The organism is Streptomyces sp. NPDC058662 (assembly GCF_042716255.1).
GTDB lineage: Bacteria > Actinomycetota > Actinomycetes > Streptomycetales > Streptomycetaceae > Streptomyces.
This window is the reverse complement of sequence record NZ_JBHXRU010000108.1, coordinates 1-19,812: the sequence shown is the minus strand read 5'-3', so window position 1 is coordinate 19,812 and position 19,812 is coordinate 1. Positions and strand designations below refer to the sequence as shown.

At 73.6% G+C, this 19,812-nt stretch carries 15 protein-coding genes; 12 read left to right on the top strand and 3 right to left on the bottom strand.

Features of this window, described 5'->3' with window-relative positions:
• The 10 genes from ACFWUQ_RS26965 to ACFWUQ_RS26920 form a co-directional block, all read left to right on the top strand.
• Nucleotides 1-1,170 (top strand): ubiquitin-like domain-containing protein (locus tag ACFWUQ_RS26965; protein ID WP_384543043.1); only part of this gene is annotated, 1,170 nt, incomplete at its 5' end.
• Entirely contained in the window at nucleotides 1,167-2,069 is a 903-nt protein-coding gene (rsmA, locus tag ACFWUQ_RS26960) for a 16S rRNA (adenine(1518)-N(6)/adenine(1519)-N(6))-dimethyltransferase RsmA (RefSeq protein WP_384543040.1), read from the top strand. The genes ACFWUQ_RS26965 and rsmA, both read left to right, overlap by 4 nt.
• Nucleotides 2,070-2,074: 5 nt before the next feature.
• Nucleotides 2,075-2,968, top strand: a complete 894-nt coding sequence (locus ACFWUQ_RS26955) for a 4-(cytidine 5'-diphospho)-2-C-methyl-D-erythritol kinase (RefSeq protein ID WP_384543047.1) — start codon at nucleotides 2,075-2,077, stop codon at nucleotides 2,966-2,968.
• Between the two features lie 215 nt (nucleotides 2,969-3,183).
• Nucleotides 3,184-4,515, top strand: a complete 1,332-nt coding sequence (locus ACFWUQ_RS26950; protein WP_384543037.1) for an acyltransferase family protein — start codon at nucleotides 3,184-3,186, stop codon at nucleotides 4,513-4,515.
• Between the two features lie 28 nt (nucleotides 4,516-4,543).
• Nucleotides 4,544-6,343 (top strand): ABC-F family ATP-binding cassette domain-containing protein, encoded by a 1,800-nt coding sequence (locus ACFWUQ_RS26945; protein WP_384543035.1) that lies wholly within the window; start codon nucleotides 4,544-4,546, stop codon nucleotides 6,341-6,343.
• 177 nt (nucleotides 6,344-6,520) lie between these two features.
• Complete coding sequence (locus tag ACFWUQ_RS26940; protein ID WP_384543032.1) at nucleotides 6,521-8,176, top strand: PQQ-binding-like beta-propeller repeat protein; 1,656 nt, start codon at nucleotides 6,521-6,523, stop codon at nucleotides 8,174-8,176.
• A 40-nt stretch (nucleotides 8,177-8,216) separates the two neighbouring features.
• Nucleotides 8,217-9,968 carry a PQQ-binding-like beta-propeller repeat protein gene (locus ACFWUQ_RS26935; RefSeq protein ID WP_384543029.1) on the top strand — a complete coding sequence of 584 codons (1,752 nt, stop codon included), beginning with the start codon at nucleotides 8,217-8,219 and terminating at the stop codon, nucleotides 9,966-9,968.
• A 132-nt stretch (nucleotides 9,969-10,100) separates the two neighbouring features.
• Nucleotides 10,101-10,790, top strand: coding sequence for a response regulator transcription factor (locus ACFWUQ_RS26930; RefSeq protein ID WP_384543026.1), 690 nt, complete (start codon nucleotides 10,101-10,103; stop codon nucleotides 10,788-10,790).
• A gap of 164 nt (nucleotides 10,791-10,954) precedes the next feature.
• A complete protein-coding gene (gene galE, locus ACFWUQ_RS26925) occupies nucleotides 10,955-11,902 on the top strand; it encodes a UDP-glucose 4-epimerase GalE (protein WP_384543045.1) in 948 nt (315 codons plus the stop codon).
• 477 nt (nucleotides 11,903-12,379) lie between these two features.
• Complete coding sequence (locus tag ACFWUQ_RS26920) at nucleotides 12,380-13,144, top strand: LuxR C-terminal-related transcriptional regulator (RefSeq protein WP_384543023.1); 765 nt, start codon at nucleotides 12,380-12,382, stop codon at nucleotides 13,142-13,144.
• Here the strand turns inward: ACFWUQ_RS26920 and ACFWUQ_RS26915 are convergent.
• Entirely contained in the window at nucleotides 13,103-13,600 is a 498-nt protein-coding gene (locus ACFWUQ_RS26915; protein WP_384543020.1) for a MarR family winged helix-turn-helix transcriptional regulator, read from the bottom strand. The two genes, ACFWUQ_RS26920 and ACFWUQ_RS26915, sit on opposite strands and share 42 nt — an antisense overlap.
• 161 nt (nucleotides 13,601-13,761) lie before the next feature.
• On the opposite strand from ACFWUQ_RS26915, the gene ACFWUQ_RS26910 reads away from it, so the two are divergent.
• Nucleotides 13,762-14,619 (top strand): trans-aconitate 2-methyltransferase, encoded by an 858-nt coding sequence (locus ACFWUQ_RS26910; protein ID WP_384543017.1) that lies wholly within the window; start codon nucleotides 13,762-13,764, stop codon nucleotides 14,617-14,619.
• A 373-nt stretch (nucleotides 14,620-14,992) separates the two neighbouring features.
• On the opposite strand, the gene ACFWUQ_RS26905 is transcribed toward ACFWUQ_RS26910, so the two are convergent.
• Nucleotides 14,993-15,667 (bottom strand): TetR family transcriptional regulator, encoded by a 675-nt coding sequence (locus ACFWUQ_RS26905; RefSeq protein ID WP_384543014.1) that lies wholly within the window; start codon nucleotides 15,665-15,667, stop codon nucleotides 14,993-14,995.
• The gene (locus tag ACFWUQ_RS26900; protein ID WP_384543011.1) at nucleotides 15,664-16,650 is read right to left on the bottom strand and encodes an acyl-CoA desaturase; all 987 of its coding nucleotides are present in this window, start codon (nucleotides 16,648-16,650) and stop codon (nucleotides 15,664-15,666) included. Before ACFWUQ_RS26900 ends, ACFWUQ_RS26905 begins: the two co-directional genes overlap by 4 nt.
• A gap of 339 nt (nucleotides 16,651-16,989) precedes the next feature.
• Here ACFWUQ_RS26900 and ppc point away from each other — a divergent pair, with 339 nt between their 5' ends.
• Complete coding sequence (gene ppc / locus ACFWUQ_RS26895; protein ID WP_384543009.1) at nucleotides 16,990-19,761, top strand: phosphoenolpyruvate carboxylase; 2,772 nt, start codon at nucleotides 16,990-16,992, stop codon at nucleotides 19,759-19,761.
• The last annotated feature ends 51 nt before the right edge of the window (nucleotides 19,762-19,812 follow it).

Below are 19,812 nucleotides of genomic sequence, written 5' to 3'. Positions count from 1 at the left end.
GCCGGTGGCCGCGCCCACCGGCGGGGCGCGGCCGGCAGGCGCGCGGCACGCGGCCCCGCCGCCGGGGCGCCCTCGCCGGCCGGGACCTGGCGGCGCATCGTGCCCCAGGCGCTGGTCGTCGCCTTCCTCGCGGGCGGCACCTCCGCCTTCGTGGCCGCCGACAAATCGGTCCGCCTGACCGTGGACGGCGTACCGAGGACCCTGCACACCTTCGCCGACGGCGTCGGGGAGCTCCTTGCCGCCGAAGGCGTCGGCATCGGACCCCACGACCTCGTCGCCCCCGCCCCCGGCGAGGCCCTCGACGACGGCGAGGAGGTGGTCGTCCGCTACGGCCGCCCCCTGCGCCTGACCCTCGACGGACAGCGGCGCGAGGTGTGGACCACCGCCCGCACCGTCGAGGGCGCGCTGCGCCAGTTCGGCGTCCGCGCCGAGGGCGCCTACCTCTCCGCCCCGCGCACGGCCCCGGTCCCGCGCGCCGGCCTGGCCCTCAGCGTCCGCACCGAGCGCAGCGTGACCTTCATGGCCGACGGACGCGAGCGCACCATCCGCACCAACGCCGCCACCGTCCAGGAAGCCCTCGACCAGGCCGGCATCTCCCTGCACGGGCAGGACGCCACCTCCGTCCCCCCGGACACCTTCCCCCGCGACGGACAGACCGTCACCGTCCTGCGCATCACCGGGACCCGTGAGGTCCGCGAGGAGCGCATCCCGTACGCGACCGAGAGGGTGGAGGACCCGGGCCTGTTCGCCGGCACCGAGGTCGTCGAGCGCGCCGGCCGGCCCGGGGCCCGCCGCGTCACCTACGGCCTGCGCACCGTCAACGGGGTCCGCCAGAAGCCCCGGCGCATCGCGGAGGAGGTCGTCCGCGAGCCCGTCACCCAGCTCGTCAAGGTCGGCACGAGACCGCTGCCGACCTCCGTCTCCGGCGCCGACGGCCTCGACTGGGCGGCCCTCGCCCAGTGCGAGTCCGGCGGCCGCCCCTCCGCCACCGACCCCTCGGGCACCTACGGCGGCCTGTACCAGTTCGACGTCCGCACCTGGCAGGGCCTCGGCGGCTCCGGCCGCCCCCAGGACGCGTCGGGCGCGGAGCAGACGTACCGGGCCAAGAAGCTCTACGTGCAACGGGGGGCGAGTCCGTGGCCCCACTGCGGCCGTAGGCTTTACCGGTGAGCACCGCAGAGCAGCAGCCCAACGAGACCCCCTCCGACGCCCTCCTCGGCCCGGCCGACATCCGGGAGCTGGCCGCCGCCCTCGGGGTGCGGCCGACGAAGCAGAAGGGGCAGAACTTCGTCATCGACGCCAACACGGTGCGCCGTATCGTGCGGACCGCAGGCGTCCGCCCGGACGACGTGGTCGTCGAGGTGGGGCCGGGGCTGGGCTCTCTGACCCTCGCGCTGCTGGAGGTCGCCGACCGGGTGACCGCCGTCGAGATCGACGACATCCTCGCGGCGGCGCTGCCCGCCACCATCGAGGCGCGGCTGCCCGCCCGCAAGGACCGCTTCGCGCTCGTCCACTCCGACGCCATGCTCGTGACCGAGCTGCCCGGCCCGGCGCCGACCGCGCTCGTCGCGAACCTGCCGTACAACGTGGCCGTCCCCGTGCTGCTGACCATGCTCGACCGCTTCCCGAGCATCGAGCGCACCCTGGTCATGGTGCAGGCCGAGGTCGCCGACCGGCTCGCCGCCGAGCCGGGCAACAAGGTGTACGGGGTGCCCTCCGTCAAGGCCAACTGGTACGCGGACGTCAAGCGCGCCGGCGCCATCGGCCGCAAGGTGTTCTGGCCCGCGCCGAACGTCGACTCCGGGCTGGTCTCGCTGGTCCGGCGCACCGAGCCGATCAACACCACCGCCTCGAAGGCCGAGGTCTTCGCGGTCGTGGACGCGGCCTTCGCCCAGCGCCGCAAGACCCTGCGCGCCGCGCTGGCCGGCTGGGCCGGATCCGCGCCGGGCGCCGAGGCCGCGCTGGTCGCCGCGGGCGTCTCGCCGCAGGCGCGCGGGGAGTCCCTGACGGTGGAGCAGTTCGCCGCGATCGCCGAGCACAAGCCCGCGCAGGAGAGGCCCGCCCTGTGAACCGCGTGACCGTACGCGTCCCCGCGAAGGTCAACGTCCAGCTGGCGGTGGGCGCGGCCCGCCCCGACGGCTTCCACGACCTGGCCAACGTCTTCCTCGCCGTCTCGCTGTACGACGAGGTGACGGCGACCCCCGCCGACGCGCTGACCGTCACCTGCGAGGGCCCGGACGCGGAGCAGGTCCCCCTGGACCGCACCAACCTCGCCGCGCGCGCCGCGGAGATCCTCGGGAAGCGGACCGGCACGGTGCCCGCCGTCCACCTGCACATCGCCAAGAACATCCCGGTCGCGGGCGGCATGGCGGGCGGCAGCGCGGACGGCGCGGCGGCCCTGCTGGCGTGCGACGCCCTGTGGGGTTTGGACACCCCGCGGGCGGAACTGCTGGACATCTGCGCGGAGCTGGGCAGCGACGTCCCGTTCAGCCTGGTCGGCGGGGCGGCGCTGGGCACCGGGCGGGGCGAGCTGCTCACCCCGGTGGAGGCCGGTACGTTCCACTGGGTGTTCGCCGTGGCCGACGGCGGCCTGTCCACCCCGGCCGTGTTCCGCGAGTTCGACCGGCTCGCCGCCGGCCGGCGGATCCCGGAGCCCGAGGCCTCGCCCGCGCTGCTCGCGGCCCTCGCGGCGGGGGACGCGGACGCGCTGGCGGGGGCCCTGGCCAACGACCTCCAGCCGGCGGCGCTGTCGCTGCGCCCGCAGCTGGCCGACACTCTGGCGCGGGGCGCCGCCGGCGGTGCGCTGGCGGGGCTGGTCTCGGGCTCGGGGCCCACGACGGCGTTCCTGGTCCGGGACGCGGAGGCGGCCGCGGAGGTGGCGGCGGCGCTGGAGGCCTCGGGCACCTGCCGGGCCACGCGCGTGGCGTCCGGCCCGGCCCCGGGCGCGACGGTCCTCGCGACCGCCTGACCACCCCGGAGGCGCGGCCCGAAACGGCCCGCCCCCGGCCCGCCCCCGCACCGGACGGCGGCCCCCGGCCCGCCCCCGCACCGGGCGGCGGCCCCCGGGCCGGCCCGCGGCCCCCGCACCGCCCCCGGGCCGGCAGGGCCGAGGGGGCCCGTACCTACGCCGAGTTGAGTACCCGCGCCCTGTCGGGCGGTCCGCCGCCCGGCGACCGTGGGGGCATGACAGTCAGCGCACGCGCCGCCGCCGAGGCCACGCCCGCCGGCCGGGACCGGTACACCGACCTGCTCCGCGTCGCCTCGCTGGCCGTGGTGGTGTGCGGCCACTGGCTGATGGCCGCCGTCAGCGCGGACGGCATGGGGAACCTGCTGGCCGTGGTGCCCGCGCTCCAGGTGCTGACCTGGGGGCTCCAGGTCATGCCCGTCTTCTTCTTCGTCGGCGGCTTCTCGCACGCCCTGTCCTACCGGTCCCTGGAGCGCCGCACCGGCGGGCCCGTGTACGCGCTCTTCCTGCGGGCCCGCCTCCAGCGGCTGCTGCGGCCCACCCTCGTGTTCGTGCTGGTGTGGGCCTCGGTCGCGCTGGCCGTGCAGCTCGCGGGCCGCGGCGACGGCCGGCTGACCGGGGCCGCGCTGCGGGTGGTCACCCAGCCGCTCTGGTTCATCGGGATCTACCTGGCCATGGTGGCCCTCACCCCGCCCCTGCTGCGGCTGCACGAGCGCGCCGGCTGGGCGGCCTTCGCCGGGCTGGCGGGAGCTGCCGTGCTGGTGGACGTCCTGCGCTTCGCGTACGGGGTCCCGTACGTCGCGTTCCTGAACTTCGCCTTCGTCTGGCTCGCCGTCCACCAGCTCGGCTTCCTGCGCGCCGACGGGCGGATCCGGGTGCCCGCCGCGCTCGCCGCCGCCGGCCTGGCCGGCGCGGCGGCCGCGGTGGCGTGGGGCCCGTACCCGCTGTCCATGGTCGGGATGCCCGGCGAGAAGGTCTCCAACATGGCCCCGCCCACGGTCGCGCTGCTGTGCCACGGCCTGTGGCTGGTCGGCGCCGTCCAACTGGCGGCGGGACCAGCGGCCGCGTGGCTGCGCCGGCCGCGCGTCTGGCGCGGGGTCGTCGCGGCCAACGGCGTCGCCATGACCGCGTTCCTGTGGCACCTGACCGCCATGCTCTGCGTGTACGGGGTCCAGCTGGCGCTCGGCCCGGAACTGCCGGAGCCGGCGAGCGGCGCCTGGTGGGCGCAGGTACCGCCGCGGTTCCTCGCCGCGCTGGCGACGACCTGCGCGTTCGTCGCCCTGTTCCGGCGTTTCGAGGCGCCCGCCCGGCCGGGCCCGGCCGCGGTCCCGCGGCGGGCCGCCGGACCGCTCGCCGCCCTCGGGACCGTGCTCTGCCTGCTCGGGGTCCTCGGACTGTCGACGACCGGGCTGGGCGGGCTCCTCGACGGGCACAGCGCCACCCTCGTCGCCGTTCCCGTCACGGCGCCCGCCGCGATCGCGATGGCGCTGGGCGGCTGGCTGCTGGTGGAACGATCCGCCCCGGCGCGGAGGGTTAGGCTGAGGGGCTGATCCACACCCCTTCCCTGGAGCGCGTCTGATGGCCGTCAATCTGGTCAATGTCGAGGCAGTCAGCAAGGTGTACGGCACACGTACCCTGCTCGACGGCATCTCCCTCGGCGTGTCCGAGGGGGACCGGATCGGTGTCGTCGGCCGCAACGGCGACGGCAAGACCACCCTCATCCGGATGCTGGCCAAGCTGGAGGAACCGGACACCGGCCGGGTCACCCAGAACAGCGGCCTGCGCATGGGCGTCCTCACCCAGCACGACTCCCTCGACCCCGCGGCCACCATCCGCCACGAGATCATCCGCGACATGGCCGACCACGAGTGGGCCGGCAACGCCAAGATCCGCGACGTGCTGACCGGGCTCTTCGGCGGCCTCGACCTGCCCGGCTTCGGCCAGGGACTCGACACCGTCATCGGCCCGCTCTCCGGAGGCGAGCGCCGCCGCATCGCGCTCGCCAAGCTGCTCATCGCCGACCAGGACCTGCTGGTCCTCGACGAGCCCACCAACCACCTCGACGTCGAGGGCATCTCCTGGCTGGCCGCGCACCTCCAGGAACGCCGCTCCGCCCTGGTCTGCGTCACCCACGACCGCTGGTTCCTCGACCAGGTCTGCACCCGCATGTGGGACGTGCAGCGCGGTGACGTGCACGAGTACGAGGGCGGCTACAGCGACTACGTCTTCGCCCGCGCCGAGCGGGACCGGATCGCCGCCACCGAGGAGTCCAAGCGGCAGAACCTGATGCGCAAGGAGCTGGCCTGGCTGCGCCGCGGCGCCCCCGCCCGGACCTCCAAGCCCCGCTACCGCATCGAGGCGGCCAACGAGCTCATCGCCGACGTGCCGCCGCCGCGCGACCGCTCGGAGTTGATGCGCTTCGCCAACGCCCGGCTCGGCAAGACCGTGTTCGAGCTGGAGGACGTCACCGTCCAGGCCGGCCCGAAGACCCTCCTCAAGCACCTGACCTGGCACCTCGGCCCCGGCGACCGCATCGGCCTCGTCGGCGTCAACGGAGCCGGCAAGACCTCCCTGCTGCGCGCGCTGGCCGAGGCCGCCCGCACCCAGGGCGAGGTCCAGCCGGCCGCGGGCAAGGTCTCCGTGGGCAGGACCGTCAAGCTGGCCTACCTCTCCCAGGAGGTCGGCGAGCTCGACCCGTCCCTGCGGGTCCTGGAGGCGGTGCAGCGCGTACGCGACCGCGTCGACCTCGGCCAGGGCCGGGAGATGACCGCGGGCCAGCTGTGCGAGCAGTTCGGCTTCACCAAGGAGAAGCAGTGGACGCCGGTCGGCGACCTCTCCGGCGGCGAGCGGCGCCGGCTGCAGATCCTGCGCCTGCTGATGGACGAGCCCAACGTCCTCTTCCTCGACGAGCCGACCAACGACCTCGACATCGAGACCCTGACCCAGCTGGAGGACCTCCTCGACGGCTGGCCGGGATCCATGATCGTGATCTCCCACGACCGGTTCTTCATCGAGCGCACCACCGACACGGTGATGGCGCTGCTCGGGGACGCGAGCCTGCGCATGCTCCCGCGCGGCCTGGACGAGTACCTGGAGCGCCGGCAGCGGATGATCGAGGCGGCCGCCCCGGCGCCCGCCCCGGCCGCCGCCGCGAAGTCCACCTCCTCCAATGACGCCCGCGCGGCGAAGAAGGAGCTCCAGAAGATCGAGCGGCAGCTGAACAAGCTGTCCGACCGCGAGGGCAACCTGCACGCCCAGATCGCGGAGAACTCCACCGACTACGACAAGGTGGCCAAGCTCGACACGCAGCTGCGGGAACTGCTCTCGGAGCGGGACGAGTTGGAGATGCGCTGGCTGGAGCTGGCCGAGGAGGCGTAGTCCCCTCGTCCCGGAGCGGGCCCGCGGCGGCCCGCGCACGGGCCAACTGGCCTGATAACGGCGGTGTCACGGGCCGGTCCTCCCTTGGGTACAGGGGGCGGACCGGCCCGATGCATGTACGCCGTCAGTGATAGAAAGGGCATCCTCCCCACCCCCTGATGCCGAAAGTGTGCGCTGATGACCGAGCCGCCCCAGCCGCCGAACCAGCCGCCGACACCTTCCGGTTACGGGCACCTGCCCGGCCCGCCGCCGAGCGGTTACGGCCAGCCCCCGCAGGGCGCCAACCCGTACGCGCAGCAGCCGCAGCAGCCCCCGTACGCGCAGCAGCCGCAGCAGCCCCCGTACGGCGCCCCGCAGCAGCCCGGCCCCGGCTACCCGCCGGCGCCCCCCGGCCCGCCCACCATGCCGCCGGGTGCCCCCGGCGCGCCGGGGAGGAAGGCGACCGTGCTGGTCGCCGCCGCGGTCGCCGGCGTCCTCGTCCTCGGAGCGGGCACGTACTTCGCCTTCTTCAACGACGGCGACGGCAAGGACCCCGCCCCGCCCGTCGCGCAGAGCTCCCCGCCCTCCGGCGCCGAGCCCTCCGCCTCCGTGGACAACGGCGACGGCAGCGGCGACGGCGGCGCGGAGGCCGACCTCAACTCCGGCCGCAAGCAGGGCGAGGACAAGGTCCTCTGGCTCAAGACGAGCAAGGTCGACGGACCCGGCCTCGGCGTCGGGGCGAAGGGCCAGTGGGTGGTCGGCGACACCGTCGCCAAGACCGTCTGGAAGTCCCTCGTCGGCTACGCCGTGACCGACGGCAAGGAGAAGTGGAAGATCGACTTCCCTGCCGAGGTCTGCGGGGTGACCGGCCAGACCACCGAGGACGGCAAGACCGTCGTCGTGGTCAAGGACGGCGACGGCGACGGCGCCGTCTGCAACCAGATGAAGATGATCGACCTCAAGGCGGGCAAGGAGGGCTGGACCAAGGAGGTACCCAAGGAGGGCATGTTCGACATCATGACGGACGCCTCCCCGACGATCACCGGGGACACCGTCGCGATCAACCGGTTCATCTCCACCAGCGCCTTCAAGGTCAGCACCGGTGACAGGCTCTTCGCCGGCAGCGGCTCCGAGGGCTGCAAGGCCAACAGCTACGCCGCCGACAAGGGCAAGATGATCGCCGTCGCCACCTGCCAGGACGCGGACAGCACCGTCGAGATCCAGGACGCGGACCCCGCCACCGGCAAGAAGACCTGGTCCTACCGGCTCGCCAAGGGCCTGAAGGTCACCAACGTCTACTCCGTGGACCCCATCGTCGTCGACGTCTCCGACCAGGCCAAGAAGCAGCGCGCCATCGTGGTCCTCGGCCCCGACGGCAAGCTGCGCAGCCAGGTCACCGGCGAGGGCAACTTCGCCTCCGGCTGCGGGCTGGGCGACCGCGACCTGATGACGTGCCGGCCGGCCGCGGTCGACGGGGACGTCCTGTACCTGCCCACCTCCCCGGAGGTCGGCGTGGGCAACGAGATCGTCGCCTTCGACCTCAGCACCGGCAAGGCCAAGTGGCGCACCCCCGCGGGGGAGAAGCGCACCATCCGCCCGCTCAAGGCCGCGGGCGGACAGCTGGTCTTCTACCGCCAGGCGGGCTACGACCACGCCGGCGAGGTCCTCACCGTACCGGCGGCCGGAGGCACCCCCACCGCGGTACTGCGCCACCCGTCCGGCCCGGCCGCGGAGGTGGAGAACTCCTTCTTCTCCCCGCTGGTCCACTACGCGGACGGCCGGTTCTTCCTCTCGGCCACGCGCCTGCAGGCCAAGGGCAAGGACGAGAAGCTCCTGATGGTCTTCGGCAAGTGAACGCGTCCACCGAGCCGCCCACGAGAGGCAGTAGCAACCGATGAGCACCCCGCCGCCCCCCCACCAGCCGCCGCCCGGCGGGTACGGCGCCCCCACGCCCCCCGGCCAGCCGCCCGCAGGCGGGTTCGGCGCCCCCACGCCGGCCCCGCAGCAGCCCGGCGGGTTCGGCGCGCCCCCGCCGCCCCCGCAGCAGCCCCCGACACCCTCGCCCCCGCCGCAGCAGCCGCCGACGGTCCCGCAGCAGCAGCCCGCCGGTTACGGCTACCCGCAGCCCGGCGCCCCCGCCCCGTACGGCGCGCCCACCGCGCCCATGGCCGCGGCCGCGCCCCCCGCCGGCCCGGGCGGCGGCAACGAGGTGCGCACCCAGCTGATGATCGTCGGCGCGGCCCTGCTGGCCATCGTCCTCATCATCGGCGGCGGCTTCTGGTACGTCTCCGACGACAGCGGCGGCGCCCGCCAGAACACCGCGGACGGCGGCCCCAGCGGCTCCCCGGACGGCGACAAGCCCCAGGCGGGCGCGGGCGGAACCGAGAAGGTCCCGGCCAACCCCAAGTCGAAGCCCCTGCTGAACCTGCCGCTGCCGGCGCCCGAGGAGCAGGTGACGGTCAAGGGCTCCTGGCTCACCGACTCCACCTACGTCAAGTCCGACGTGGCGAAGGTCGTCGGCTACAACCTCGTCGACGGCGGCAAGAAGTGGGAGATCCCGCTCCCCGCCCAGGTCTGCGCGGCGACCCGCCACATCACCGACAACAAGACGGCGATCCTCTTCGAAGAGGCCCTGCCGACGCCCGAGAAGAAGTACCAGCCGTGCACCAAGGTCGGCGTCATCGACCTGGGCACCGGCAAGCTCCTGTGGTCCGCCGCCGCCAAGTCCAGCACCGGCGGCGACAAGAACGTGACCTTCTCCGAGGTCTCCCTCAGCGGCCAGACCGTCGCCGCGGGCGGCCTCTCGGGCGGCGCCGCCTGGAACCTGGCCGACGGCAAGCCCCTGTGGCAGCCCAAGGTCGACGGCGAGGGCTGCTACGACCTCGGCTACGCGGGCGGCGAGGCCCTCGCGGTCCTGCGCAAGTGCGGCCGCAGCCCCAACCAGACCCTGCACGCGCAGTCCCTCGACCCGGCCACCGGCGCGCCGAAGTCCACGTACAAGCTCTCCGCCGGCATCGAGTGGGCCGGCATCATCTCCACCAAGCCGCTGATCGTCGCGGCCAACGTGGGCGGTACCGCGAAGAACGCCACCAACGTCAGCGACCTCTTCGTCCTCGACGACGCGGGCCAGCTCACGGCGCGCATCTCGCTGGCCTCGGGCAACTTCAACCCCAAGTGCCCCGCCACCGAGGTCGAGCAGTGCCTCAACATGGTCGTCGGCAACGGCAAGGTCTACGTGCCCTCCTACGAGCACCAGGGCCAGGACCCCAGCGGCGCCCGCACCAACGAGCTGCTCTCCTTCGACCTGGCGACCGGCAAGCAGACCACCGACCGCGCCGACGCGGGCGAGCGCTACCAGATCATGCCGCTGCGCATGGACGGGTCGAACGTCATCGCCTACAAGATCCCGCCGTACGACAAGGGCGGCCAGATCGTCAGCATCGACGGCAACACCATGAAGGAGACCCTCCTCATGGAGAACCCGGGGGACCGGGCCAGCCAGCGCATCGAGACCGGTGTCACGCCGACCGGCGCCGAGTACCGGTACGGCAACGGCCGGCTGTTCATCTCCCGCCACTACGCGCGCAAGCCGTACTCCGGGGGCGGCGACCCCGAGTACCTGTTCGTCTCGTACAAGACGGGCTGAGCCGGCCGCAGCGCCACCGCCAGGAGCCCCCGGAAGGTCCGTCCTTCCGGGGGCTTCTGCGCGGTATCCCCCTCGCGCCGTCGAACAAGCGTGTAGCTTGCCGGGTCAGAAGGGTGGGGGTGGGGTGCCTCAATGGGCGTACGGGTCGTGGTGGTCGACGAGCACCGGCTGCTGGCCGAGGCGCTCGCCTCGGCCCTGAAACTGCGCGGGCACCGCGTGCTCGCCGCGGCCGCCCCGGCCGCGGGCGCCGCCGAGCTGGTGATCAGCCGGGCGCCGGAGGTCTGCCTCCTGGGCACGGCCGCCCCCGCCGAACCGGGGGTCTTCGAACCCGTCGTCCGCATCAAGCGGGAGCGGCCGCAGATCGCCGTCGTCGTGCTCGGCCCGGTGCCCAGCCCGCGCGGCATCGCCGCCGCGTTCGCCGCCGGGGCCTCGGGGTACGTCCGCCAGGACGAGCGCATCGAAGGCGTGGAGCGGGCCCTGGCCAAGGCCCGGGCGGGCGAGGTGGCGATCTCCCCGCAGCTCCTGCAGAGCGCCTTCGCGGAACTCCTCAACCCGGCCGCGCAGCCCGACGACGAGGGCAGCCGGCTGCTGCGGCTGCTGACCCCGCGCGAGGTGGAGGTCCTGGTCCGGGTCGCCGAGGGCGAGGACACCCGGCTGATCGCCGCGGGCATGGCCATCGCGCCGAGCACCGCGCGGACGCACGTCCAGCGGGTCCTGATGAAGCTGGGCGTGGGCTCGCGGCTGGAGGCGGCCGCACTGGCGGCCCGTACCGGCCTGCTGGACCGCGCGGCGCCGCCTGGCCCGGCCTCCGCACTCATCTAGGTCCTCCCCCGCGGATCCTGCCGGGCCCGCGACGCCGGTCCGGGCCGCCGATTTCCCCGGGGGCGCCGAATCGGGTAAGCCAGTCACCAGCACGTGCAGGCAACCGAATGCGTTCCCCCGCGAGAGGCAGTAGGCCAGTGAGCAAGGGCCCCCACTTCAAGTACATGGTCACCGGTGGCGCCGGATACGTCGGCAGCGTCGTCGCCGCCCACCTGCTGGAGGCGGGACACGAGGTCACCGTCCTCGACGACCTCAGCACCGGCTTCCGCGCCGGGATCCCGGCGGGCGCCGCCTTCATCGAGGGCCGCATCCAGGACGCCGCCGAGTACCTCGACGACTCCTACGAGGCCGTGCTGCACTTCGCCGCCTCCTCGCAGGTCGGCGAGTCCGTGGTGAACCCGGGCAAGTACTGGGAGAACAACGTCGGCGGCACCCTCGCCCTGCTCGCCGCCATGCGCGGGGCGGGCGTGCGGAAGCTGGTGTTCTCCTCCACCGCCGCCACCTACGGCGAGCCGACGGAGGGGCTCCTCACCGAGGCCTCGGTGACGGCGCCCACCAACCCGTACGGCGCCTCGAAGCTGGCCGTGGACCACATGATCGCGGGGGAGTGCGTGGCGCACGGCCTGGCCGCCGTCTCGCTGCGCTACTTCAACGTGGCCGGCGCGTACGGGGAGTTCGGTGAGCGGCACGCGCCCGAGACGCACCTGATCCCGCTGGTCCTCCAGGTCGCCCTGGGGCAGCGCGAGTCGATCTCTGTGTTCGGCGAGGACTACCCCACCCCGGACGGCACCTGCGTGCGCGACTACATCCACGTCGCCGACCTGGCGCAGGCCCACCTGGCCGCGCTGAGGGCCGCGACCGGCGGGGAGCACCTGATCTGCAACCTGGGCAACGGCAGCGGCTTCTCGGTCCGCGAGGTCGTCGAGACGGTCCGCAAGGTGACCGGCCGCGAGATCCCGGAGGTCGTCGCCCCGCGCCGGGCGGGCGACCCGGCGATGCTGGTCGCCTCCGCGCGGACGGCGCACGAGCGCCTGGGCTGGACCCCGACCCGCTCGGACCTCACCGGCATCATCTCGGACGCGTGGACCTTCGCCCGCGCCCACACCTCCTGACCCGTCCGGATCCGGCCGGACCAGCGGTTTCCCCCGCGCCCCCCGCATCTCTGGATGCGGGGGGCGCGCGTGTGTGTGCGCCGCGCGCGGGGGGCAGGCGTCGTGCGCGGGCGCCCGGCGTGCACACGCCGGGTGAAAGGGACCTCGTGCAACTGCCCGGGGCACACGCCGGCCCCCGTGCCGCACGGGCTCCGGCGGGCGGTCGAATTCCGGCCACCGCAGGGGTCGTTCGGGACGGCCGTGCGGGAAAATCGCTGGAAAAACTTCCGCTATTCGGCCAACCGCGAGGCGCCCCCGGGCCTACGCTGATGCGTGGCACCGGTGGGGGCCGGTGTTGATTCAGGGGTCGAGACACGTCGGGTACGGCGTCCGGTCCGGGTAGTGCAGAGATGCCTCGGCGGCGGCCGGGGCAGCTGTGGAGCACCGGGTCCGGGCGCCGTACCCGCCGCCGTCCGTTCCCCGACCCTTGGGGGTTTTGTGGTTCGTATCCGGGTTCTCGTCGTCGACGATCACCGCATCTTCGCCGAATCGCTCGCAGCCGCGCTCGCGGCCGAGCCCGACGTGGACGTGTCCGCGGCGGGCAGCGGTCCCGCCGCCCTGCGCTGCCTCGAACGCGCGGTGGCCGAGGGCCGCCGCTACGACGTCCTGCTGGTCGACGCCGATCTCGGCGCCGCCGGGGCCGTGCCCGCCCAACGGGACCCGGGCGCCGCTGCGCCGCCGCCCGGCACCGACGGGATCGCGCTGGTCGCCGGGGTGAGGGTGTCCCATCCCGGGGTTCGTACCGTGGTGCTCGCCGAGCGCGACGACGCCCGCCGGGCGGCGGTCGCCCTGCAGGCGGGAGCCTCGGGCTGGGTGGCGAAGGACTGCTCGCTCTCCCGCCTGCTGGCCGTGGTCCGGGGGGTGCTGCGGGAGGAGACCCACCTGCCGCCCGCCCTGCTGACAGGAGTGCTCCGCGAGCTGACCGCGGCGCGCAAGCACCGTACGGACAGCGAGCGACTCGTGGAGTCGCTCACCCCGCGCGAGCACGAGGTGCTGCGCTGCATGGTGGCGGGGCTGGGGCGCAAGGACGTGGCCGCGCGGCTGTTCCTCTCCCCGCACACCGTCCGTACCCATATGCAGAACGTGCTGGGCAAGCTCGGGGTGCACTCCACGCTGGCCGCGGTGGCACTGGCGCGGCGGGCGGGCGTACGGCCCGCGGACCTAGCCGGGGACGTTGTCGAACGGAGCGGTCAACTGGCGTAGCAGCGCGGCGAGGTCGCCGCGCTGGTGCTGCGAGAGCTGGGCCAGGATCGCCCGCTCCTGGGCCAGCAGGCCGGCGAGGGCCTGGTCGGCGCGGTCCCGGCCCTCGGGGGTCAGCCGCACCAGGACCCCGCGCCGGTCGCTGGGGTCCGGGAGCCGCTCGACGAGGCCCTTCTTGGCCAGCCGGTCGATGCGGTTGGTCATGGTTCCGGAGGTGACCAGGGTCTGGGTGAGCAATTGGCCGGGGGAGAGCTGGTAGGGCGCGCCGGCGCGCCGCAGGGACGTCAGGACGTCGAACTCCCACGGCTCCAGGTTGTGCTCGGAGAAGGCCAGCCTGCGGGCCCGGTCGAGGTGGCGCGCGAGCCTGCTGACGCGGCTCAGGACCTCAAGCGGTTCCACGTCGAGGTCAGGGCGCTCCCGCCGCCATGCCGCGACCAGTCGGTCGACCTCGTCCTCCATGCCGATCAGTGTAAGGGATCTGTCGATGTGAAGTCTCTTGACGCCAAGTATCTCGATGTGAAGTATCTTGAGAACGAGATATAAATGCACCGACCATGGGGCATGGAGGGGGCCGGAGCAGCTTCCGCTTCCGACCGCCCCGCCAGCAGGGAGGCTCGAACATGTATTCCGATACCGCACAGGCCGGGATCCCCACGGCCACCGCTCCCTCCGCCCCCACCTGGGACCCCCAGCAGTACCTCCGGCACGCCGGACACCGCACCCGCCCCTTCTTGGACCTGCTGACCCGCATACCCGACCTGCCCACCCGTCCCGCCCGCATCGCCGACCTCGGCTGCGGCCCCGGCAATGTCACCGCGCTCCTCGCCGGACGGTGGGCCGACGCCCGCATCACCGGCTTCGACCTCTCCCCGGAGATGCTCCGCCGCGCCGCGGAGGAGTACGCCGGCCCCACCCCGGGCGGCGGCAGCCTCGACTTCCGCCGCGCGGACCTCGGCACCTGGCTCCCCGAGGAGCCCTACGACCTGATCGTCTCCAACGCCGCCCTCCAGTGGGTCCCCAGCCACCCGGCCTCCTTCGGCGCCTGGATCAACGGCCTGCGCCCGGGCGGAACCTTCGCCTTCCAGATCCCCGGCAACTTCACCGCCCCCAGCCACGCCCTGCTCGCCGAGCTCTGCGACTCCCCGCGCTGGCGGGGTCGGCTCGCCGGACACGGCGCCCGCTACATCCACCTGCTCGAACCCGCCGAATACCTCGCCCGGTTCACCGAACTCGGCTGCGCCGCCGACGTCTGGGAGACCACCTACCACCAGCTCCTCCAGGGCCCCGACCCGGTGCTCGACTGGGTCAAGGGAACCGCCCTGCGGCCCGTGCTCACCGCCCTCGGCGACGACAAGGACGCCGTGGACGCCTTCCTCACCGAGTACCGCGACCGACTGCGCGCGTCCTACCCGGCCGGGCCGCGCGGCACCGTCTTCCCGTTCCGCCGCATCTTCGCCGTCGCCCGCAAGGAGGCGTGACCGTGCCGACCGACCCCGTCCCCGACCCCGGTCCCGTCCCCGACGGCGGCCCTGTCCCCGACCGCATGCGGCCCGTCGTCCCGCCCGGCTCCGACGGGCGGGCCCGCGGGTCCCGCAGGGGCGTCCGCCGTGCGGCGCGGCTCTCCAAACCGTCCCTCCCCGCCGCGCGCGGGGCCTGCCCGTCCGCCTGCGGGCCGCACGCCCGCCGCGGAGCCGGGGAGGGCGCGTACAGACTGCGGAACTGACGGATTCCGCGGCCGGAGGACTCCGGGACCGAAGGAGTTCGGACCCGGAGCGCGGCACGACGCCCCGGCGCCCCGCCACCGGAACGTCCGGTGGCGGGGCGCCCTCGCACCCGCGGCACGCCGCGGGGTCAGTTCTTGCGGCGGCCCACCAGGTGCGGCTTCGACTCCAGGCCGTCCAGCCCGTGCCAGGCCAGGTTCACCAGGTGCGCGGCGACCTCCGCCTTCTTCGGGCGGCGCACGTCCAGCCACCACTGCCCCGTCAGCGCCACCATGCCCACCAGCGCCTGGGCGTACAGCGGAGCCAGCTTCGGGTCGAACCCCCGCGCCTTGAACTCCAGGCCCAGGATGTCCTCGACCTGCGTGGCGATGTCGCTGATCAGCGAGGCGAAGGTACCCGTGGACTGGGCGACCGGGGAGTCCCGTACGAGGATGCGGAAACCGTCCGTGTACGACTCGATGTAGTCCAGCAGCGCGAAGGCCGCCTGCTCCAGCAGCTCCCTCGGGTGCCCGGCCGTCAGCGCCCCGGTGACCCCGTCCAGCAGCTGGCGCATCTCCCGGTCCACGACGACCGCGTACAGGCCCTCCTTGCCTCCGAAGTGCTCGTACACCACCGGCTTCGACACCCCGGCCTTGGCCGCGATCTCCTCCACCGACGTGCCTTCGAAGCCCTTCTCCGCGAACAGGGTCCGGCCGATGTCCAGCAGCTGCTGACGACGCTCAGCGCCCGTCATCCGGACCCGGCGGCCGCGCCTGGGCTTGTCGCTGCTGGAATTCTCGCCGTCGATCGCCACGCCCCCCATCATGCCGGGTTCGCGTCGATTTCCCTGCGCCGGGCGTCGACGCGCTCCTGCGACGGCCAGCGCACGTCCGTCGCCCACCCCAGCTGCTCGAACCAGCGGATCAGCCGCGCGCTGGAGTCGACCTGGCCGCGCAGGACACCGTGGCGGGCCGAGGTCGGATCGGCGTGGTGCAGGTTGTGCCAGGACTCGCCGCAGGAGAGCACCGCCAGCCACCACACGTTGCCCGAGCGGTCCCGCGACTTGAAGGGCCGCTTGCCCACCGCGTGGCAGATCGAGTTGATCGACCAGGTCACGTGGTGCAGCAGCGCCACCCGCACCAGGGACCCCCAGAAGAACGCCGTGAACGCGCCCCACCAGGACATCGTCACCAGACCGCCCACCAGCGGCGGGATCGCCAGCGACAGCATCGTCCAGAAGATGAAGTCCCGCGAGATGCGCCGGATCGCCGGGTCCTTGATCAGGTCGGGGGCGTACTTCTGCTGATCGGTCTGCTCCTCGTCGAAGAGCCAGCCGATGTGCGCCCACCACAGGCCCTTCATCAGCGCGGGCAGCGTCTCCCCGAACCGCCACGGCGAATGCGGGTCGCCCTCGTGGTCGGAGTACTTGTGGTGCTTGCGGTGGTCCGCCACCCAGCGCACGAGGGGGCCCTCCACGGCCATCGACCCCATCACGGCCAGCGCGATCCGCAGCGGCCGCTTCGCCTTGAAGGAGCCGTGCGTGAAGTAGCGGTGGAAGCCGATGGTGATGCCGTGGCAGGCCAGGAAGTACATGAAGACCATCAGGCCCAGGTCCAGCCAGCTCACCCCCCAGCCCCAGGCGAGCGGGACCGCCGCCAGCACGGCGACGAAGGGGACGGTGATGAACAGCAGGAGGGCGATCTGCTCGACGGACCGCTTGTTCTCGCCGCCGAGCGTCGCGGACGGCTCGGACGCTGATGTGCCGGAGGACGCGGAGGCGTCCCCGGTCAGATCGGGACTGGTGGTCATGGAGGTCCCCTGGGGGTGAGGAGTCGAAGAGGAGTACGGGCCGATGGCAGCCGGGGGGCCCGGATCACGGACCCTACGGACCCGTAACCTACGGCATCGTAAGTATGGCAAAGGCGGACCCCCGGGCAAGAGGAGCGGCTGTGCGGGGCGCGTCCGGGGCCCGACCCCGGCCGACTGCTGAGACATTTGCCCAGGCACCGGGATCGGACACCTATCCTGTTCTCGTCGGACAGCGCGGTCCGCACGGGCAGCCCGAGCTGCGCATCAGGAGCGGCAGCGCCGCGCGCCGCCGGGAGCCCACAGCCCAGTAGCGCTCGAACACTGCAAGGAGCCGCACCTGTGAGCAGTGCTGACCAGGCCTCCCAGGCCCCCCAGCAGGCCGCCCCCGCCACGCCGGCCGCCACCGCCAACGCGGGGCTGCGGGCGGACATCCGCCGCCTCGGCGACCTCCTCGGGGAGACCCTCGTACGCCAGGAGGGCCAGGACCTCCTCGATCTCGTCGAACGCGTCCGCGCCCTCACCCGCACCGACGGCGAAGCCGCCGCCGCGCTGCTCGGCGACACCGACCTGGAGACCGCCGCCAAGCTCGTGCGCGCCTTCTCCACCTACTTCCACCTCGCCAACGTCACCGAGCAGGTGCACCGCGGCAAGGAGCTGCGCGCCCACCGCGCCGCCGAGGGCAGCCTCCTCGCCCGCACCGCGGACATGCTCAAGGACGCCGACCCCGAGCACCTGCGCGAGACGGTCAAGAACCTCAACGTGCGGCCCGTCTTCACCGCGCACCCCACCGAGGCGGCCCGCCGCAGCGTGCTGAACAAGCTGCGCCGCATCGCCGCACTCCTGGAGGAGCCCGTCACCGGCGCCGGCGACCGCCGCCGCCACGACCTGCGCCTCGCGGAGAACATCGACCTCGTGTGGCAGACCGACGAACTGCGCGTGGTCCGCCCCGAACCCGCCGACGAGGCCCGCAACGCCATCTACTACCTCGACGAGCTGCACGCCGGCGCCGTCGGCGACGTACTGGAGGACCTCGCCGCGGAACTCCAGCGCGTCGGCGTCGAGCTGCCCGCCGGAACCCGCCCGCTGACCTTCGGCACCTGGATCGGCGGCGACCGCGACGGCAACCCCAACGTCACCCCCGAGGTCACCCGCGACGTGCTGATCCTCCAGCACGAGCACGGCATCACCGACGCCCTCGAACTCGTCGACTTCCTGCGCGGGCTGCTGTCCAACTCCATCCGCTACACCGGCGCCACCGAGGAGCTCCTCGCCTCGCTCCAGGCCGACCTGGAACGCCTCCCCGAGATCAGCCCGCGCTACAAGCGGCTGAACGCCGAGGAGCCGTACCGCCTCAAGGCCACCTGCATCCGGCAGAAGCTCGTCAACACCCGCGAGCGCCTCGCGAAGGGCACCCCCCACGAAGAGGGCCGCGACTACCTCGGCACGGCCGAACTGCTCACCGACCTCACCCTGATCCAGACCTCCCTGCGCGAGCACCGCGGCGCGCTCTTCGCCGACGGCCGCATGGACCGCACCATCCGCACCCTGGCCGCCTTCGGGCTCCAGCTCGCGACCATGGACGTCCGCGAGCACGCCGACGCGCACCACCACGCCCTGGGCCAGCTCTTCGACCGGCTCGGCGAGGAGTCCTGGCGCTACGCCGACATGCCGCGCGACTACCGCCAGAAGCTCCTCGCGAAGGAACTCCGCTCCCGCCGGCCGCTGGCCCCGACTCCGGCCCCGCTCGACGCCGCCGGCCTCAAGACGCTCGGCGTGTTCGGCGCCGTCAAGGACGCCTTCGAGAAGTTCGGCCCCGAGGTCATCGAGTCCTACATCATCTCGATGTGCCAGGGCGCCGACGACGTCTTCGCGGCCGCCGTCCTCGCCCGCGAGGCCGGCCTGATCGACCTCCACGGCGGCTGGGCCAAGATCGGCATCGTGCCGCTCCTGGAGACCACCGACGAGCTCCGCGCCGCCGACGTCATCCTCGACGAAATGCTCGCGGACCCCTCCTACCGGCGCCTGGTCTCCCTGCGCGGGGACGTCCAGGAGGTCATGCTCGGCTACTCCGACTCCTCCAAGTTCGGCGGCATCACCACCAGCCAGTGGGAGATCCACCGCGCCCAGCGCCGACTGCGCGACGTCGCCCACCGCTACGGGGTGCGGCTGCGCCTCTTCCACGGCCGCGGCGGCACCGTGGGCCGCGGCGGCGGCCCCTCGCACGACGCGATCCTCGCCCAGCCCTGGGGCACGCTGGAGGGCGAGATCAAGGTCACCGAGCAGGGCGAGGTCATCTCCGACAAGTACCTCGTCCCCTCGCTGGCCCGCGAGAACCTCGAACTGACCGTCGCCGCCACCCTGCAGGCCTCCGCCCTGCACACCGCGCCCCGCCAGTCCGACGAGGCCCTCGCCCGCTGGGACGCCGCGATGGACACCGTCTCCGACGCCGCGCACGCCGCGTACCGCGCGCTCGTCGAGGACCCGGACCTGCCGGCGTACTTCTTCGCCGCCACCCCGGTCGACCAGCTCGCGGACCTGCACCTCGGCTCCCGGCCCTCCCGCCGCCCCGACTCCGGCGCCGGCCTCGACGGCCTGCGTGCCATCCCGTGGGTGTTCGGCTGGACCCAGTCCCGGCAGATCGTCCCCGGCTGGTACGGCGTCGGCTCCGGCCTCAAGGCCCTGCGGGAGTCCGGCCACGCCGACGCCCTCGCCGAGATGGGCGAGCGCTGGCACTTCTTCCGCAACTTCCTGTCCAACGTCGAGATGACACTGGCCAAGACGGACCTGCGGATCGCCCGCCACTACGTCGAGACCCTGGTGCCCGACGAGCTGCGGCACGTCTTCGACCGCATCGAGGCCGAGCACGAGCTCACCGTCCGCGAGGTACTGCGGATCACCGGCGGGGAGAAGCTGCTGGACTCCCACCCCGTGCTCCAGCAGACCTTCGCCGTGCGCGACGCCTACCTGGACCCGATCTCCTACCTCCAGGTGTCCCTGCTGGCCCGCCAGCGGGCCGCGGCCGCCCGGGGCGAGGAGGCGGACCCCCTGCTCGCCCGCGCCCTGCTGCTCACGGTCAACGGCGTCGCCGCGGGCCTGCGCAACACGGGCTGACCACCGCCGTACGCGACGGCAGGGCCCCCGCACCCGGATCGGTGCGGGGGC

Bases quoted from the DNA above. Each gene is read 5' to 3' on its own strand.
- ACFWUQ_RS26945 (WP_384543035.1), top strand. From the start codon at position 4,544: ATGGCCGTCAATCTGGTCAATGTCGAGGCAGTCAGCAAGGTGTACGGC.
- galE (WP_384543045.1), top strand. From the start codon at position 10,955: ATGGTCACCGGTGGCGCCGGATACGTCGGCAGCGTCGTCGCCGCCCAC.
- ACFWUQ_RS26905 (WP_384543014.1), bottom strand. From the start codon at position 15,667: ATGATGGGGGGCGTGGCGATCGACGGCGAGAATTCCAGCAGCGACAAG.
- ACFWUQ_RS26910 (WP_384543017.1), top strand. From the start codon at position 13,762: ATGTATTCCGATACCGCACAGGCCGGGATCCCCACGGCCACCGCTCCC.
- ACFWUQ_RS26900 (WP_384543011.1), bottom strand. From the start codon at position 16,650: ATGACCACCAGTCCCGATCTGACCGGGGACGCCTCCGCGTCCTCCGGC.
- ACFWUQ_RS26950 (WP_384543037.1), top strand. From the start codon at position 3,184: ATGACAGTCAGCGCACGCGCCGCCGCCGAGGCCACGCCCGCCGGCCGG.
- ACFWUQ_RS26940 (WP_384543032.1), top strand. From the start codon at position 6,521: ATGACCGAGCCGCCCCAGCCGCCGAACCAGCCGCCGACACCTTCCGGT.
- ACFWUQ_RS26930 (WP_384543026.1), top strand. From the start codon at position 10,101: ATGGGCGTACGGGTCGTGGTGGTCGACGAGCACCGGCTGCTGGCCGAG.
- ACFWUQ_RS26915 (WP_384543020.1), bottom strand. From the start codon at position 13,600: ATGGAGGACGAGGTCGACCGACTGGTCGCGGCATGGCGGCGGGAGCGC.
- ACFWUQ_RS26935 (WP_384543029.1), top strand. From the start codon at position 8,217: ATGAGCACCCCGCCGCCCCCCCACCAGCCGCCGCCCGGCGGGTACGGC.